The 16169-nt window shown below is 41.9% G+C and carries 18 protein-coding genes and 1 pseudogene; 4 read left to right on the top strand and 15 right to left on the bottom strand.

Features of this window, described 5'->3' with window-relative positions:
* Positions 1-8: 8 nt before the first annotated feature.
* From OIT90_RS04485 to OIT90_RS04470, 4 genes are all read right to left on the bottom strand, one after another.
* Complete coding sequence (locus OIT90_RS04485) at positions 9-605, bottom strand: SLATT domain-containing protein (protein WP_474892291.1); 597 nt, start codon at positions 603-605, stop codon at positions 9-11.
* Between the two features lie 305 nt (positions 606-910).
* Positions 911-1273 (bottom strand): HesB/IscA family protein, encoded by a 363-nt coding sequence (locus tag OIT90_RS04480; RefSeq protein ID WP_024425967.1) that lies wholly within the window; start codon positions 1271-1273, stop codon positions 911-913.
* Positions 1274-1347: 74 nt separating this feature from the next.
* Positions 1348-2202, bottom strand: a complete 855-nt coding sequence (gene dapF, locus OIT90_RS04475) for a diaminopimelate epimerase (protein ID WP_039181179.1) — start codon at positions 2200-2202, stop codon at positions 1348-1350.
* 270 nt (positions 2203-2472) lie between these two features.
* The gene (locus tag OIT90_RS04470; RefSeq protein WP_008346813.1) at positions 2473-2709 is read right to left on the bottom strand and encodes a YuzB family protein; all 237 of its coding nucleotides are present in this window, start codon (positions 2707-2709) and stop codon (positions 2473-2475) included.
* Positions 2710-2964: 255 nt separating this feature from the next.
* Here OIT90_RS04470 and OIT90_RS04465 point away from each other — a divergent pair, with 255 nt between their 5' ends.
* Positions 2965-4032 (top strand): NAD(P)/FAD-dependent oxidoreductase, encoded by a 1068-nt coding sequence (locus OIT90_RS04465; RefSeq protein WP_034282611.1) that lies wholly within the window; start codon positions 2965-2967, stop codon positions 4030-4032.
* A 50-nt stretch (positions 4033-4082) separates the two neighbouring features.
* Here the strand turns inward: OIT90_RS04465 and OIT90_RS04460 are convergent, their stop codons facing one another.
* Positions 4083-4313, bottom strand: coding sequence for a hypothetical protein (locus tag OIT90_RS04460; RefSeq protein ID WP_039181181.1), 231 nt, complete (start codon positions 4311-4313; stop codon positions 4083-4085).
* Between the two features lie 99 nt (positions 4314-4412).
* Positions 4413-4742: a YuzD family protein gene (locus tag OIT90_RS04455; protein ID WP_047203329.1), complete on the bottom strand. Its 330-nt coding sequence runs from the start codon at positions 4740-4742 to the stop codon at positions 4413-4415.
* 121 nt (positions 4743-4863) lie between these two features.
* Here OIT90_RS04455 and OIT90_RS04450 point away from each other — a divergent pair.
* A pseudogene (locus OIT90_RS04450) lies at positions 4864-5163 on the top strand (NifU family protein).
* Positions 5164-5362: 199 nt separating this feature from the next.
* Here OIT90_RS04450 and OIT90_RS04445 read toward each other — a convergent pair.
* The 6 genes from OIT90_RS04445 to yutH all read right to left on the bottom strand — a co-directional run bounded on the left by OIT90_RS04445 (position 5363) and on the right by yutH (position 13217).
* A complete protein-coding gene (locus OIT90_RS04445) occupies positions 5363-7333 on the bottom strand; it encodes a S9 family peptidase (RefSeq protein WP_144490164.1) in 1971 nt (656 codons plus the stop codon).
* A 303-nt stretch (positions 7334-7636) separates the two neighbouring features.
* Complete coding sequence (gene thrB, locus OIT90_RS04440; RefSeq protein ID WP_024423360.1) at positions 7637-8569, bottom strand: homoserine kinase; 933 nt, start codon at positions 8567-8569, stop codon at positions 7637-7639.
* Positions 8566-9627, bottom strand: coding sequence for a threonine synthase (thrC, locus tag OIT90_RS04435; protein WP_024423361.1), 1062 nt, complete (start codon positions 9625-9627; stop codon positions 8566-8568). Before thrC ends, thrB begins: the two co-directional genes overlap by 4 nt.
* Complete coding sequence (locus tag OIT90_RS04430) at positions 9627-10928, bottom strand: homoserine dehydrogenase (protein ID WP_047202460.1); 1302 nt, start codon at positions 10926-10928, stop codon at positions 9627-9629. The genes thrC and OIT90_RS04430 overlap by 1 nt, the downstream gene beginning before the upstream one ends.
* A 223-nt stretch (positions 10929-11151) precedes the next feature.
* The gene (locus OIT90_RS04425; protein ID WP_144490158.1) at positions 11152-12120 is read right to left on the bottom strand and encodes a 2-hydroxyacid dehydrogenase; all 969 of its coding nucleotides are present in this window, start codon (positions 12118-12120) and stop codon (positions 11152-11154) included.
* A gap of 74 nt (positions 12121-12194) precedes the next feature.
* Positions 12195-13217, bottom strand: a complete 1023-nt coding sequence (yutH, locus tag OIT90_RS04420; RefSeq protein ID WP_330545505.1) for a spore coat putative kinase YutH — start codon at positions 13215-13217, stop codon at positions 12195-12197.
* 132 nt (positions 13218-13349) lie between these two features.
* Here yutH and OIT90_RS04415 point away from each other — a divergent pair, with 132 nt between their 5' ends.
* Positions 13350-13850: a phosphatidylglycerophosphatase A family protein gene (locus tag OIT90_RS04415; RefSeq protein ID WP_025094161.1), complete on the top strand. Its 501-nt coding sequence runs from the start codon at positions 13350-13352 to the stop codon at positions 13848-13850.
* Between the two features lie 39 nt (positions 13851-13889).
* On the opposite strand, the gene OIT90_RS04410 is transcribed toward OIT90_RS04415, so the two are convergent.
* The 3 genes from OIT90_RS04410 to OIT90_RS04400 are packed head-to-tail and all read right to left on the bottom strand — an operon-like array spanning position 13890 to position 15411.
* Complete coding sequence (locus OIT90_RS04410) at positions 13890-14663, bottom strand: TIGR01457 family HAD-type hydrolase (RefSeq protein ID WP_099663641.1); 774 nt, start codon at positions 14661-14663, stop codon at positions 13890-13892.
* Between the two features lie 18 nt (positions 14664-14681).
* Complete coding sequence (locus tag OIT90_RS04405) at positions 14682-15116, bottom strand: DUF86 domain-containing protein (RefSeq protein WP_039181197.1); 435 nt, start codon at positions 15114-15116, stop codon at positions 14682-14684.
* A gap of 19 nt (positions 15117-15135) precedes the next feature.
* Positions 15136-15411, bottom strand: a complete 276-nt coding sequence (locus OIT90_RS04400; RefSeq protein ID WP_039181199.1) for a YutD family protein — start codon at positions 15409-15411, stop codon at positions 15136-15138.
* Between the two features lie 120 nt (positions 15412-15531).
* On the opposite strand from OIT90_RS04400, the gene OIT90_RS04395 reads away from it, so the two are divergent.
* A complete protein-coding gene (locus OIT90_RS04395; RefSeq protein WP_034659879.1) occupies positions 15532-16167 on the top strand; it encodes a YhcN/YlaJ family sporulation lipoprotein in 636 nt (211 codons plus the stop codon).
* Positions 16168-16169 lie beyond the last annotated feature (2 nt).

The following is a 16169-nucleotide window of genomic DNA, read 5'->3' as shown; positions in this document are numbered from 1 at the left end:
TTCTCTCCTTATAAATTCATGATTAAATAAATTATTGAAAGAACAAATGGAATAATTAATAACAATATTATAAAAGTATAATAAACAACCTTGTTAAAATAATAATATGCAATCGGCCCAAAAGTAATATTTGACTGATGTTTTAAACGCACTTTAATATAGTCAACATCTTTATGATTATCTATCTTATTCAAAATATTATTATATTGCATCTCATATTCTTTAAGTTTTTTAATAAGTTCATAAATTTCGAGTGAATCAGAAATTCTCAGTAAATTGTTTAGTTCAAATTCCAGTTCATTTAAATTTGAATAAGAGTCTTTGAACTGAAGCGCTTTTTCCCTAAAGCCGGCTGAACTCACGAAGATAGATACTCCAAAAAGCCCTACTGAAGCAATGACTGTTAATAGAGACATTACCTTATCTTGTGAAACTAGAGTCCAAATGGAAAAAGCCAAAACAACAAAGGTATAGTAATTAACTAAGAGTTGTGCAAAAAGATTATTTCGGTTCAATCTTGCTTCAGCTTCCATTCTTGCTTTTTTTGTAATCCATATTCTATTGTCTTTTAAAGATTTAATGTCTTCTTTAATATCGTCTATCATAATTTTTATTTCTCCAAATTTATTAAGACACAGAGCTTTAAAAAGTTGAATAGTTAATATTCTTTTAAAGAATCAATGTTCCAAAGAAATTAGCTTACCTTTAAAACTTCAAGGTCCAGAAGAAAGTCTCTGTGTCTATTTATAGATTCGCACAATCTTCATCATTAGTCAATAACTGTAAAAATAAATATAGTAATATTGTATGAAAAAAAGTGTATTTTTCCATGTGTTATTTCAAATATACATTATTAATAACAAACAACCTCCTCTAATTGAGAAGGTTGTTTGTTATTAATGTTATGAATTTAACACTCTTCCGGCGTACCGGTATTCGTTGCTGTTCTGAAAGAAGAACCGCACCCGCATGATGCGATGGCGTTTGGATTGTCAATCGTGAAACCGCCGCCCATTAGTGATTGTTTGAAATCAATGATGGTTCCATTCATGATATCAAGGCTTTCGGAGTCGACAAGGACATTTATGCCGTGCTGCTTGAACTGCGTGTCTTTCTCTGAGACTTCATGGTCAAAGCCCATGCCGTATGAAAGACCGCTGCAGCCTCCGCCTTTTACGCCCACTCGAAGGAACGCATTTTCTTCTTCATGTTCTTTCATCATATCTTTAATCTGCAGTGCAGCAGCTTCTGTAATGGTTACTGGTGTACTCATGATCATCCCTCCTTTTGACTGGATGTTTCTTTTTCAATTATAAACGTGATGATGCCTTTTCTCAAATAAATGGTTTAGAGATAAAATGTCCCGTCACAAATGGTCTCCGCAGGACCTGTCATAAGCACGTGGTCATTGTCTTTCCAGCGAATGATGAGGTCCCCGCCTGCTAAATGAACTGTCATGTCTGTTTCTTTTTTCGCCTTCCCATTCACAATCGTGGATACAGCCGCAGCACAAGCCCCTGTTCCGCAGGCCTGTGTAATGCCTGAGCCTCTTTCCCACACACGAAAATGCAGTTCGGTTTCACTGACAACTTCAACAAATTCTACATTAACGCCTTCTGGAAACATATCGTGTTTTTCAATGATCGGCCCAAGTGTATGAAGAGGTGCTTTTTCAATGTCCTCTAAATAAAAAACGATGTGTGGGTTTCCCATTGAAACGGCTGTTCCATTTAAATTCGCAGTGCCGAAATCAAGCGGCTCATTAATTGTTGTGCTGGCCGGTTCACCAAGCATCGGCATCGCTTCTTTTTCAAAACGTGGTTTTCCCATATCTACTGTGACTAGCTGAACATGACCATCTTGAGCGTGAACGGTAGCTTCAACGAGTCCTGACAATGTCTCAATCTGGAACGTTGTGTCCGTCACAATTTGATGCTCATACACATACTTTGCGACGCAGCGCAGCCCGTTACCGCAGTTTTTGCCCTCTGATCCATCATTGTTGAAAATGCGCATCTTCACAGGTGCAACATCTGATGGGCAAATCAGGATCATCCCGTCAGAACCGATTCCTGTATAAACAGAAGAAACGCGAATCGCTATCTCTGATAGCTGCTCTTCTGGAAGCTGTTCCTTCATCTGATTAACGTAAATATAATTATTTCCTAATCCGTGCATTTTCGTGAATTGAAATGATGTCATGAGCTTCCTCCAAAAATGTTGTTTCTTTATAGTATAAAAGGAGTCGATTCAGGAGACAATCTTATCATCCCCCGTTTTTCATACATAGAAGCTCTTTGCTGCCATGGCAAAGGGCTTTTATTATGCATATGCCTCTTTTTCTCTCGTGTGATGTTTCATATTGATGATATTTTATTAGCATAACATATTGAATACGTTTTCCATTCATTCTCCTTAAAAATGGAAGGTGGAAGAGTGAAAAAAATGCACCTCATGACCCATGTGGTGCATTTAAAACATGTCGTTTTCCTCTATAAAAGCATAAATACGCTCGACTAGCTGCTCTGCATTTTCTCCTGAAACAAATTCTCCATTCACAAGTGCAAATGGGGAGTCCATACATTTGCCGCAATAGCTTAAACAGCCGTATTCCATTACGTCTAGGTTTGGGTCTTTTTCAAGCTTCTCTTTTGCTTCTTGAGACCCTTGTGCAAGATTACTTACACAAAATTCGATCAGTGGAAACACTGTGCTTCACCTCACATTGCCTTACCATCCTACCGAAATTCCTTGTATTAGTCAAAATATGAGCTTCATCTGTATCGTTACGCCTATTCCTCGTAAAATGTTTTACTATTTAGGACTAACTGATGAATATGTAGGTTATTTTGAAACAATTATTGTGGTTTCACAGTAAATTCGATATAATTTTATTTGGTATTTTAACTTAAAGTTTTTTAGTATAAGTGTTTTTCAATGTCTACGGGGAAAAGGAGAATCGTCATGAAAAATTTAGTCTTGATCGGCGGAGGTTACGGGAATATGCGGGTTCTCCACCGCTTATTGCCAAATCAATTACCTGATGATGTCACTATCACATTAATTGATCGAAATCCTTACCACTGTTTAAAAACAGAATATTATGCACTTGCTGCTGGAACGATCTCTGATCATCACATTCGAGTATCTTTTCCAGAGCATCCGAAGCTGGATATTCAATACGGGGAAGTAGAAAAAATTGATATTGAAAACAAACAGATCTTATTCAGCGACCGTGAACCGATTCCGTATGATGATACGGTGATTGGACTCGGCTGTGAGGACAAATATCATAATGTCCCTGGTGCGAAAGAACATACATACAGCATTCAAACCATTGATCAGTCAAGACATGCGTATAACAAATTAAACAATTTGAGCGCAGGTGCAACGGTTGGCATCGTCGGTGCTGGACTTAGCGGGGTAGAGCTGGCCAGTGAACTAAGAGAAAGCCGTGCTGATTTAAACATTATTCTTTTTGACCGCGGAGAGTTGATACTATCAAGCTTCCCAAAAAGATTAAGTTTGTATGTGCAAAAGTGGTTTGAAGAAAATGACGTAAAGATCATTAACTGTGCCAATATTACAAAGGTTGAAGAAGGTGTCGTTTACAACCATGATGACGCGATTGAAGCTGATGTCATCGTGTGGACAGCAGGAATACAGCCAAGCAAAGTGGTACGAGAGATGGATGTTGAAAAAGACGCACAAGGCCGCGTCGTATTAACTCCTCATCATAATCTTCCAGGGGATGAGCATGTATATGTCGTAGGTGACTGCGCAAGTCTGCCTCATGCCCCAAGTGCACAGCTTGCTGAGGCACAGGCAGAACAAATCGTCCAATCTCTGCAAAAACGCTGGAAAAATGAGCCGCTTCCTGAAGCTTATCCACAGTTTAAGCTAAAAGGTGTTTTAGGTTCTTTAGGAAAAAAAGCCGGCTTTGGCTTAGTCGCTGATCGTCCACTTGTTGGCCGGGTGCCAAGACTCCTGAAATCTGGACTCCTTTGGATGTACAAGCATCACAACGGCTAAAATCTTGTGAATTTTTTCTCAAAGCTCCTTCGTGACGAGGGAGCTTTTTTCTATGAAACGGCATGTGCCGATGAGTTGGTCCATTTGATCGGAGCAAGGGCAAGAATGCAGTCTTTACGAAAGGTTCTCATCGTCTTCTTCGATAAACAATACGCTTGGATAAGCTGATCCGTTTGACGGTGTACAATGATTTTTCTCTTCGTGCACTCTCCATTTTTCTTCATATAAATCATCTCAATCGGTACTTGCTGATGAAGAGATTGTTTCAGTAAATAATTCATGATGCTCACGCTCCTTTCATTTCATTATAAACGAACAAGTGTTCTTTTTCAACACAAAAAGGAACGTTTGTTCGTTTTATACCGCAAAAAAAGAACAGCTTATTCACTGTTCTCCTTGTACCCGTATTTCTCCATTTCTTGATAAATGTCTTTTAATTTCGGATTGCCCTCTCCAACGATTTGATCCTCTACTAAGACAAGTGGATAAAAAAATTCATCATCAAGAATTCGTTCAGACAATTCCTTTTGTTGTTCGTTTTCTGGCGGGTGCTCAATATCAATATATGTGATGCGAAATGGCTGATTCGGATATTTTCGTTTTAATGCTGCATCTAACCATTCAAATGTATCTTTTGAAGAAGGCAGATTCACGCAGCTAGCGCACAGTACATCTCTTCCATATACATAAAGATCGACAGTTTTGTTCATTTGACAAGCCCCCTATTCTTTCTTCATTTTAGCTGAATTTTCTGGATGAAAAAAGTCAAAATCACTTTTTGTTTCAAGATGAGATTGTGCTATAATGAGAAGGAAACTTTGAAACCAATCAATAGATTTTTATCGTCCAGATGAATATAATGGTGATATGTTGTGAAAGGAGCGATTATATCTAATGACTGAAGTCGAAATGAAAGACCAAGTACAGGAAGTACTGGACAAACTTCGTCCATTTCTATTACGTGATGGTGGAGACTGTGAGCTTGTAGACATTGAAGATGGCATTGTGAAATTACGTCTTCTTGGTGCATGCGGCAGCTGCCCAAGTTCAACCATTACATTGAAAGCCGGTATTGAGCGCGCATTATTAGAAGAAGTGCCTGGCGTTGTAGAAGTTGAACAGGTTTTCTAATTCATATATGACATGAAAACGACCCAATTAGGGTCGTTTTTTTCATGATTGACAAAGGCTTTAGCCCTTTGTCTTCTTTTCAGCATGATAAGAAAAGGACGAGTACTGGCGCGGAGCGAATTTTCTATTCGTGAGCACCAGCACGCAGGACTGACACCGAATGCGAGGGTTTGTCAGCACGCTGAAGGGTCGTTTTTTATTAGGCTAGCTTTTCTCTAAACCATTCCTTTATAAAGGTCAGTCTTTGAATACGCTGCCCCGGGTGGCCGTTTCTGGATAAATCATGAGATGCCTTCGGGAATTTGACCAATCTTGTATCTTTCCCAAGCTCCTTCAATGCCACAAAAAGCTGTTCTGCTTGATCAACTGGGCAGCGATAATCTTCATCGCTGTGCAGGATGAGAAGCGGCGTATTCATCTGCTTCACATATTTTAGCGGAGAACGATCCCATAGCTTATCGACAGAATCATAAATATCCCCATCAATCTGCCACCTTGTAAAGAAATAACCGATATCACTAATGCCATAAAAGCTAATCCAGTTTGAAATGGAGCGCTGTGTGACAGCTGCGCGGAAGCGGTCGGTCTGACCGACAATCCAGTTGGTCATAAAACCGCCATAGCTCCCGCCAGTCACGCCGAGTCTTGTTTCATCAAGGAAATCATAGGCTTTGAGCACATGATCAACAGCCTGCATAACATCGTCATAATCAACGTCACCATAACTTCCTCTCACACGGTCGGTAAACATCTGTCCGTATCCATGACTTCCGTGCGGATTGATATACACGATGGCATAGCCTTCAGAAGTAAGCATTTGAAATTCATGAAAATACGTATAACCATACATCGCATGCGGTCCGCCATGAACCTCTAGAATGAGTGGATATTTCTCCCCCTCTTCCATCTTGGAAGGCTTCATAAACCAGCCATGCACCTCGTCGCCATCTTTTGACTGAAAAGAAAATGGTTCAGGTTCGGATACGACATACTCCTTTAGAAAATCATGATGCTCAAACGTGATTTGTTTTAGTTCTGTCTCCCCTAATGTCAGCTCATACAGCTCACTTGGTGAAACAGGTGAAAGCTGGCTGAGCAGCAGTTTGGTTTCATCTGGATGAAGGCTGAAATTGGTGATATGTTCCGCCTCTAGTCGAACTGGATAGGCTAAACCTTCTATAGAGAAATAATAAATCCCTGTACTACCTTGATCAGAAACAAGCGTATAAAATCCTTGGCTGTCTTTTGTCCACTGTGGAACCTGATAGGCCTCTCCCATCACGCTATCTCCTGCCATACAGTTTCCAACATACATATCGAGCATTTCTGACAGCTGAACCGCCTTGTCTTCTTTCAGATCATACAGCCATAATGATGGGAAGGTGGCATTTTGAAATTCACGCTCATGTCCAATATACAAAAGACTCTCTCCATTTGGAGAAAAAGATACGGTGGAATAAGCGCCGTTTGCTTGTGTGATCTTTTTTGTCTGACCATCTTCTAATGACAGAAGACACACGTCACTTATGTAAGGTATCTGTGGATTTAATTGAATAAAGGCAAGCCATTTTCCACACGGGGAAACGGTATGATTCATATGATGAACCTGCTCGCTCGTGACAGGCTCTACCTCTCCTGAACGGATATCCACTTTCACGATCTGTGTGACACGCCCATCTAGAAAGCCTCTTCCATCTGCTTTATAGGTCAAATCATCATATACCGCTGGAGCAAATTCATCTTGCTCTTCCTTTTTTTCATCATGAACAGATTCTGATTGTTTCAATGACACAGCCGCATAAATGAATGCTCCGTCGGGAGAAAAGACAGGGTGAGATACTCCGTATGGAATCTTCGTTAAAGTACGTACGCCGCCTCCTTCGCTCTTTATGAGTGCGAGCTGAGGGACTTCCTTTGGCTTTTGCAAAATAAAAGCAAGCTGCCTGCCGTCCTTTGACCAAACTGGCTGATGATGCTTTCCATCCTCAAATGTCCATTGTGCCAGCTCCTCTGTCTCTTCATCTCGAACCCATAAGTGGATGTTGTAATCGTCCTTTTTCTCATTCACAGTGACTTTTGTAAAGACTGCCTTTTTTCCATCTGGTGAATAAACCGGATGAGAAACGGAAACAATCTTCGTTAAATCTTCTGCCGTCATCAATTTCTTCATGAATGTATCTCCCCCTTATATGCATAAAAAATAGTTCGATCCTCTAAATAATAATCCCTGCTTCTTCCCATAAAAACAAGCATAAAAAAGAACGTGCAGATTCACAGCACGTTCTCAGATTGCTGAAAAAGGGCTAAAATGATCTTTATTTTAGCTCTTTTTCTTCTTTTCAGCGTGATTGAAAACCCTTGAAGTCTAGGAAGAACGAGCACTGGCGCGGAGCGAATTGAACATTCGTGAGCACCAGCGCGCAGGACTGACAAAGAATGCGAGGGTTTGTCTACACGCTGGGAACGTGCAGATTCACAGCACGTTCTTTACTTGATTAACAGGATGATGCTGCACGACAACACCTTCTACAGGTACCGTCAGCAAATCGACTTCGCAATGCGGGAAGTTTTGGGCAAGCTGTTCTTTCAGTGCTTCTCCCTTCCCTTTTTCCACTAATGTGAGGATCGTCGGCCCAGCACCGCTCAAAGCTGTTCCATACGCTCCTTTGAGCGAAGCGACATGCTCTACCTTCGACAGCTCAGGAACGAGCATTGTGCGGTAAGGCTGATGAAATAAATCCTTATTCATCATTTCTCCAACAAGCGGCCAGTTTTGTGTCATTAAGGCGGCAACAAGGACGTTGCTTACAGCACTCGCACTAACAGCATGCTTATAGGAAAAATCCTCTGGCAGAACATCACGGGCATCCTTTGTGAGCACTTCATAAAAAGGAATCACCACGACAACATCTACATCCACATGCTGCACTTTAACGGCATGGGTTTTGTCTTCTTCATGAAGACCAATCAGTAAACCACCGAATAAAGAGGCACCCGCATTATCTGGATGACCTTCTACCTCACTTGCATAAAAGAGCTTCTGATCATCTGTCATGTTTAATTCAAGAAGCTGATTGGCGAGTTCAATGGCGGCCACGATGGCAGCAGCACTGCTGCCAAGCCCCCGTGCCAATGGAATATCACTCCACACTTTGACATGAACAGGCGGGAGTGTTTTTCCAAAGTCATCTGCGACCTTTTTGGCTGTTTGATAAATCAGGTTGTCGGTGCCTGATGGAATCCCAGACACAACATCTGTTTCTGCTTCAAACAGCCAGCTATCATGGTCATAGACCGATAGCTTTAAATAGCGGCTGAGTGCCATTCCAACTGAATCAAAGCCTGGTCCTAAATTGGCAGTGCTTCCCGGTACTGTGATTGAAAAAAGCATGGAGGCTTCACTCATACGCGTGCGGCCTTTTCTAAGTGTTCAAGAATTTGATCTTCATCTGCATCGAGTGTAACCGGCTTGATTTGTGAAATATCAATAGCCGTATTTGGATCTTTCAGTCCGTTACCTGTTAGTACCGCAACAACTTTACTGCCTGGCTTGATTTCACCAGATTTCACCTGCTTTAACACGCCCGCAATCGATGCACATGAGCCCGGTTCTGCAAACACACCTTCTTCACGTGCAATCAATTGATACGCATGAAGAATTTCCTCATCAGTCACTTCATCAATCTTTCCGTTTGATTCATCTGCGGCTGCCACAGCTTGTTTCCAGCTCGCTGGATTTCCGATACGGATAGCTGTTGCCACTGTTTCTGGCTGCTCAATCACTTCATTTCGAACGATTGCCGCTGCACCTTCTGCTTCAAAACCACGCATGACAGGCAGTCCAGTTCCTTTTTTCTCGTGATATTCCTTGAAGCCTTTCCAGTAGGCTGTGATGTTCCCGGCATTTCCAACAGGAATCGCTAGTACGTCCGGGGCAGAGCCTAGCTGCTCACAGATTTCAAATGCTGCTGTCTTTTGTCCTTCAATTCGATAAGGATTGACCGAGTTAACAAGAGCGATCGGCGCTTTTTCACAGATACTGCGGACGATTTTCAGTGCATCATCAAAGTTGCCGTCAATGGCAATGATCTCTGCTCCGTACATGACAGCCTGTGCAAGCTTACCGAAGGCAATTTTCCCGTCAGGAATGATGACAATACATTTCATATCAGCACGGGCTGCATATGCCGCTGCTGCTGCAGAGGTATTCCCTGTTGAAGCGCACATGATTGTATCATTGCCTTCTTCTTTTGCCTTCGCAACGGCCATGACCATTCCTCGATCCTTGAAAGAACCTGTTGGATTCACGCCTTCTGTTTTCACATGAAGCTCGATCCCCAGCTTTTCTGAAAGCTTGGCGAGATGGATCAGCGGTGTATTCCCTTCATTTAATGTTAGTTTAGGTGTAGATTCGTTTACTGGTAAGAATTCTTGAAATTCTTCAATGAGTCCATTCCATTTCATCAGCTTAAACCGTTCCCTTCTACTCGGTACGTGCTCTTCACTTGAACCACCACGTCGAGGTCGTTTAATTTTTGCAGGATATTTGAGAAATCTTCTTCTGAGGTCTGATGTGTAATAATCACAATTTCAGCCAGCTCATCGTGTCCTTTCACAGGAAGCTGAAGGATCTTTTCAAAGCTGATGCCTCTTTCAGAAAAAATAGATGTAATGCGGGAGAATGCCCCGACTTGATCTCTGACATGAATTCTTAAGAATTGCTGAGCAAATACTTCTGATGACGATTTGATCTTCTTCTCAAACTGCGGTGCGATAAATCCGCTTCCGTTCACGCCAAGGCGCATGTTTTTCATTACTGCAACTAAGTCTGATACAACAGCTGTTGCCGTTGGCAGACTTCCTGCTCCAGGTCCGTAAAACATCGTTTCTCCTACAGCACTTCCGTAGACATACACCGCATTAAATTCATTGTTAACGGATGATAATGGATGATGATCAGGAAGTAAGGTTGGCTGAACGCTGACCTCTACTTTCTCTCCGTCCCGCTGAGCAATTCCAATCAGCTTCATTGTATAGCCAAACCGCTTACTGAAATTAATATCCTCATCAGAGATATCAGAAATACCTTTCACCTTGACGTCCTCTAAATCTACATTCATGGAAAAGCCGAGTCTTGCAAGAATCGCCATTTTCCTTGCTGCATCCAGTCCTTCTACATCAGCTGTCGGATCCGCTTCTGCAAAGCCAAGATCCTGTGCTTCTTTTAAGACATCCTCATATGCGCTTTTATCGACATTCATTTTCGTTAAAATAAAATTCGTTGTACCGTTCACAATCCCCATCATCTTGGTGATTCGGTCAGAGGCGAGCCCTTCCTCCAGCGTGCGCAAAATCGGAATTCCTCCGGCGACACTTGCTTCATAATAAAGATCACAGCCATTTTCTTTCGCTACATGTAAAAGCTCCGTACCGTAAAGTGCCATTAAATCTTTATTCGCTGTAATGACATGCTTCTTCTCATTCAACGCATCTATTAAATATTGTTTTGTCTCTTCAATGCCGCCCATCACTTCAATGATGACGTCGACCTCTGGATCTCTAATCACATCGTATACTTCAGTTGTGAAGACCTCTCTTGCGACATCCACATCTCTTTTTTTATCGGGATTGCTCACAAGCACTTTTTGTATTAATACCGGACAGCCGATTTGGTGCATTAATTTATCCTGATGATCTTGAATAATTTTTACGACACCGCTCCCCACTGTTCCTAATCCTAATAGCCCAACTCGAATTGCCTTCACCTGAAATTCCACCTTTCTCCATAAATGTCCTCTCTAAAAAGACATTTGTTAACCTTACACAGACATTCAATGTACACACATTATAAAGGGGTATCCTCATTTTGACAAGGTAATAAAATAAGAGATTGTCAGAATGAAACCGCTTAACAGCTATTTATATCAAGATTCTATATTTTCAAAATATTTTTGTCAGAAAAGCTCCCGAACACCGGGAAGCTTTATATTATGAACGAACCGGCGTTTTGGCTGGCTTGTCTTGTAAGACAAGTGCAATATTCTCAGCACATAAACGCATCATCGTTTTTCTCGTTTCGACACTAGCACTTCCAATATGAGGGAGGACTGTGACGTTAGGTAATGTCGTTAATGGATGAGATGGACTGACAGGCTCTTGTCTAAATACATCTAGACCTGCTCCGGCAATTTTTCCTGTCGTGACAGCCTCGTATAAAGCATCCTCATCCACAGTCTGTCCTCTTGATACGTTAATGAAATAAGCAGAGTTCTTCATCAGATCAAATGCTTGTTCATTAAACATGTCTTTTGTTTCCGGGGTTAACGGCGTCAGACAGACGATGAAATCAGACTGTTTGAGCAGTTCCTCAAAATCCGCATATGTCACACCAAGCTGCGCTTCTGCCTCGGGTTTTCTGGAACGATTATGATAAAGGATATTCATATTAAAGCCTTTGGCCCGCTTGGCTAGTGCTGTTCCAATGCTACCCATTCCGACAATCCCGAGCGTTTTGTGATGAACATCCGCACCGGCAAGAAGAAGCGGCCCCCAGCCTGTCCAATTTCCATCCTTAATCCAATCACTCGCCTCAACAATGCGTCTAGCTGACGCCATCAGTAGGGCAAAGGCTAAATCAGCCGTCGATTCTGTTAAGACATCTGGTGTATGACATACGGTGATTTCGCGCTTTTTGGCTGCTTCAACATCAATATTGTCATAGCCAACAGCAAGGTTTGCGACCACCTTGACATTAGGGGCCTTTGATAAAAGGGGCTCATCTATTTGATCTGACAGCATGGTGAGAAGCGCATCCGCTTTAGCAGCCTGTGTTTCTAACTCTTCTCTTGGACACGGCTCATCCTCGCTCGGCCACATCTCAACATGAGCGACTTCTTTTAATGGTGTAAGTGATGCTTCATCAAGCTTTCTTGTGATATAGACATAAGGTTTCGTCAAGAAGAACACTCCTTTAATCGATTTCTTTAAGCATAACGAAAAACGTCTCAAGAGAAAAGAGACGTTTCGTCTGTTCACTGAAACTTCAAATCAGCTGCAGGCTGAATCCAGCCAATAGCCGGAATGGGGCTACCACCGCTTCGCATGGCGCTCATTTCTTGAAAAACCTTTAGAAAGTATTCATAACGATTGGCATCATTTAAAACGTAATCTAACCTCTCTTCATAATATGCTTTTTCATTTTCTCCAGACATGTAGTAGCCCTCTACAATTTCAAAATAATGAAGCGGGAACAGCAGACGGCTGTATAATAAACGCTTTGAAAAGGAGGAAAGAGGTGTCACCTGTTCATATTGCTGAAGAAAGGAAAAGCCTTCTTCCACTAAATCTTCCTTATGCTGGACAAAGGTTTCTCTTAAATATTCTGCAATATCACGGGTTGGATGATCAAAGACCCAATCCACAGGTAAACGAAGCGGCTGCTCATGCGGCCATGTCATACGTGAAAAGCGCTGATGACAGACAGTGCCTGAGTCACCTTCTTTCGGTTCATCATCGAGCTCAGTATCGACTAAATATTGAATGGCATTCTCCGTTAATCCAAGATAATACGGAAACGATTCAATGAATTTTTGTTCAAACCGTTCCAGCGGTTTTTGATGCATTTGCTGCATCCAAAAGCCTTCGAGCTGATCTAATCGTTTTGCCCACAATTCCTTCCAGGCACCGACACGTTTTGTTTCGGATACTTCATATGGAAAGCCTCTTCCCCTAACATGAAAGGCCGCCAGCTCTGACGCTTGCTGAAACGAGCGGCTTGAGATCGGAGGCGCTGCTTTTAATAAAGCGTACTGCTCCTTCCCATGAGTAAAGGTGGGCTTTTCTTCATTTGTTAATTCAAACACAGCGACGTATGGGTCTCCAGCATTCAGTAAATACTGACTGATATGATACATCTCTGCGAGTTCTTCTTCTCGCAAATGAGACACAGGAACAATGAGGAAGAGAGCCTCCGCCGTTTGAAAGCTCTGATAACTGCCATATGGCATAAACTGACGAACATCAATACCAAATGTGTGATAAATGGTTTCTTTCATGTTTTCACCTGCGTTCCTATGATCAATCTCTTATCATATCGTAGTCGCAGGTTGAGGGATTTATGAATACTATTTACTATCCGAAGCTTTTTACACGTTGTGGACAAATTAAGAGGATTGGGTGAGGAATACATGCCGCATCATCATGAGATGAACGAAGTAGAAAAAACAGCAAGACGCCGTTTACAAGAACGAGGCGTAACCATTCAAGATATAGCAGACCTTGTCTACTTTTTACAGGAAAAATATCATCCTGGCTTAGACATGACAGAGTGCATCCACAATGTGGAGCGTGTCATCGCAAAACGCGAAGTCCAAAATGCGATTTTAACGGGCGTCGAACTAGACGTACTCGCCGAGCAAAAGAAGCTGACTGAGCCGCTTCAATCAATACTTGAAACGGACGAAAGCCTGTATGGCGTTGATGAAATTTTATCCTTTGCTATCGTCAATATTTATGGTTCGATCGGCTTTACGAATTACGGATATATCGATAAAGAAAAACCGGGAATTCTCGGAAAACTCAACGATAAATCCACAGGCGAATGCCACACCTTTTTAGATGACATCGTCGGCGCTATTGCTGCTGCCGCATCAAGCAGGCTGGCACATAGTGCGAGAAATGCAGAATAAAGAAAAAGAGGACGCGCGCGTAACGCTTGTCCTCTTTTTTTATGATAATCGCTCAATCCACTCGGATAATGAATCAATGACATAGGTTGGCTGCTTTTCATACTGCTGAAGCAGCTCTTTTGTTGTCACACCTGTATGGACGAGTAATGTGTCCATCCCTGCATTCATTCCTGCCATAATATCCGTATCATAGTTATCACCCACCATGAGCGTCTCAGACACATCTGTTCCAAGCACACGCATCGCTTGTTCCATAATAATGGATTCTGGCTTTCCGATAAATGTCGGCTGAACTGTTGTTGTCACGGTCAGTACAGATGTTAATGAACCGTTCCCTGGCAAAAGCCCTCTTTCTGTTGGGATGGCAATATCTCCATTTGTTGAGACAAATTGTGCGCCTTGACGGATGGCAATCGCACCTACTGCTAATTTTTCATATGTAATGCCCCGATCAATTCCAACAACAACAAAATCTGCGTCTTCCTGACCAAACGTCAGCCCTTTTTCTTCAATCGCCTGCTTGATTCCTTCTTCACCGATCACGTAAACTGACGCATCTTTCTTTTGCTCAGCAATATAATTGGCCGTCGCCATACTTGTTGTGAAAACTTGTTCTTCTGTGGCTGGAATATCGAAGGAAACGAGTTTTTCCGCTACCTGCTTTGGCGTGCGTGATGAGTTATTCGTGACAAACAAGTAAGGGATGTTCAACTCATTTAACTTCTGAACAAATTGACCTGCTTCTTCGATCTTTTCTGTTCCTTTATACATTGTCCCGTCTAAATCAATTAAATAGCCTTTGTATTTCATGATGCTCACAACTCCAATGGTTTATTTAAACGCTGATACTGGGCCAAGCTCCTGCTCCAAGTAGGTACGGATGCGGCTTGGAAAGACCTCTAGCGCCTGCTCTACTTCGCTGATGACCTGCAATAAGTCATGATGATCCACTTCCTGATATTGCTGCACAAGTGTTTTGCGGGATGAGACAAGCTTTTTCAGCTGACTGCCTTCACCTTCTGGTACGACCTTTTCATCAACAAGGATATCCATGATGTCATCATAGCTTCCTGGGTCACGCATAATAAAGCCATCAATCATGTCATTTCCAGTATCAAGAATACATTCGACGAGCAAATGAACAATTCGTTCCAGTGCTTTTTTTTCTAAAGGGCTTGTCCATGTTTGATGACTTTGCATCAACTCATATTGCTCCTCGAAAAAACGTAATGTCTCTTCAATCTTTTTTCTGTCTACGAAATACATTATGACGCTCCCCTTTGCGTTATTTTCTGATTCGTTTTAAGACAAAATAGGCACAGCCAAAATTACAGTATTCATAAATGTATTCATCGAGTGTGCTGATTTTAGTATCAAATGTGGCCTTTTGGTTTTGGTCATCAAAGAACCCTTTCAGCCTGAGCTGATTATAGCCCCAGTCCCCCACAATATAATCATACTTATTTAAAATATCTGAGTACCTTGCTTTAAACGCTTCTTCATTAAAGCCGTCTTTGATATCTCTTACAAGATCAAAGGTAGCATTCTGAATGACGATCATCTTCTCACCTCTTTTTAAACGATCCATCTTTAATGATAATTCATTGGAAGAACTCCATCAATTGCTAAAGCATGTTTTTTCCGATTTAGCCGAAGCTAAAGGAAAAAGGAGGTCACATTTATGAAGAAACAACTGACAGCCGCGATTCTCCTCAGCATGCTTTTAGGCGGGTGCGGCTTTCAATCAGGTATGAACCGGCAAGTGGATGAAGATTCTTCAAGTAAAACCATCCGTCTGTCGGATCGTCATGAAGGAAATAATTCCAACATGCCAGAAGCAGACACAAACAGAGCAGGATATGTTCGTTATCAGCGCCAGCAAGTAACGGATCAGAAAGAAAGAACCCCTGCTTTAAATCGTGAGCATCTTGCCCACGTGATTACAAGTTTAACGGTGCAGCTGCCAAACATCAAAGATGCTGCGACACTTGTGACAGATGAGGATGCACTCATCGTGTATCGAACAGGAAACAAAAACCGTGATGAATCTGCCGATCAAGTAAAGAAAACGGCGGTTTCTGTTCTCCCTCGTTATTATCATGTATACGTCTCTGATAATCCAGAGCACTTTCAATCCATTGCCAATTTTTCACGTCTTCAAACCAATTCACGTGATTTTGACCAGATTTTAACCAAAACAATTCAGCAAATGAAGTACTCCCCTCAAGGTGGAGATATTTCAACGAAAGAAGATGCAAATGGGATGACGAATTCCGACCGTACGATGAGAAGAAACGCCCCTTATGGCCAAAATTAATA

The sequence above is a fragment of the Bacillus sp. ABR genome (assembly GCF_056172715.1).
Note: the sequence above shows the minus strand (reverse complement) of the source record. Positions and strands in the feature narration are given on the sequence as shown.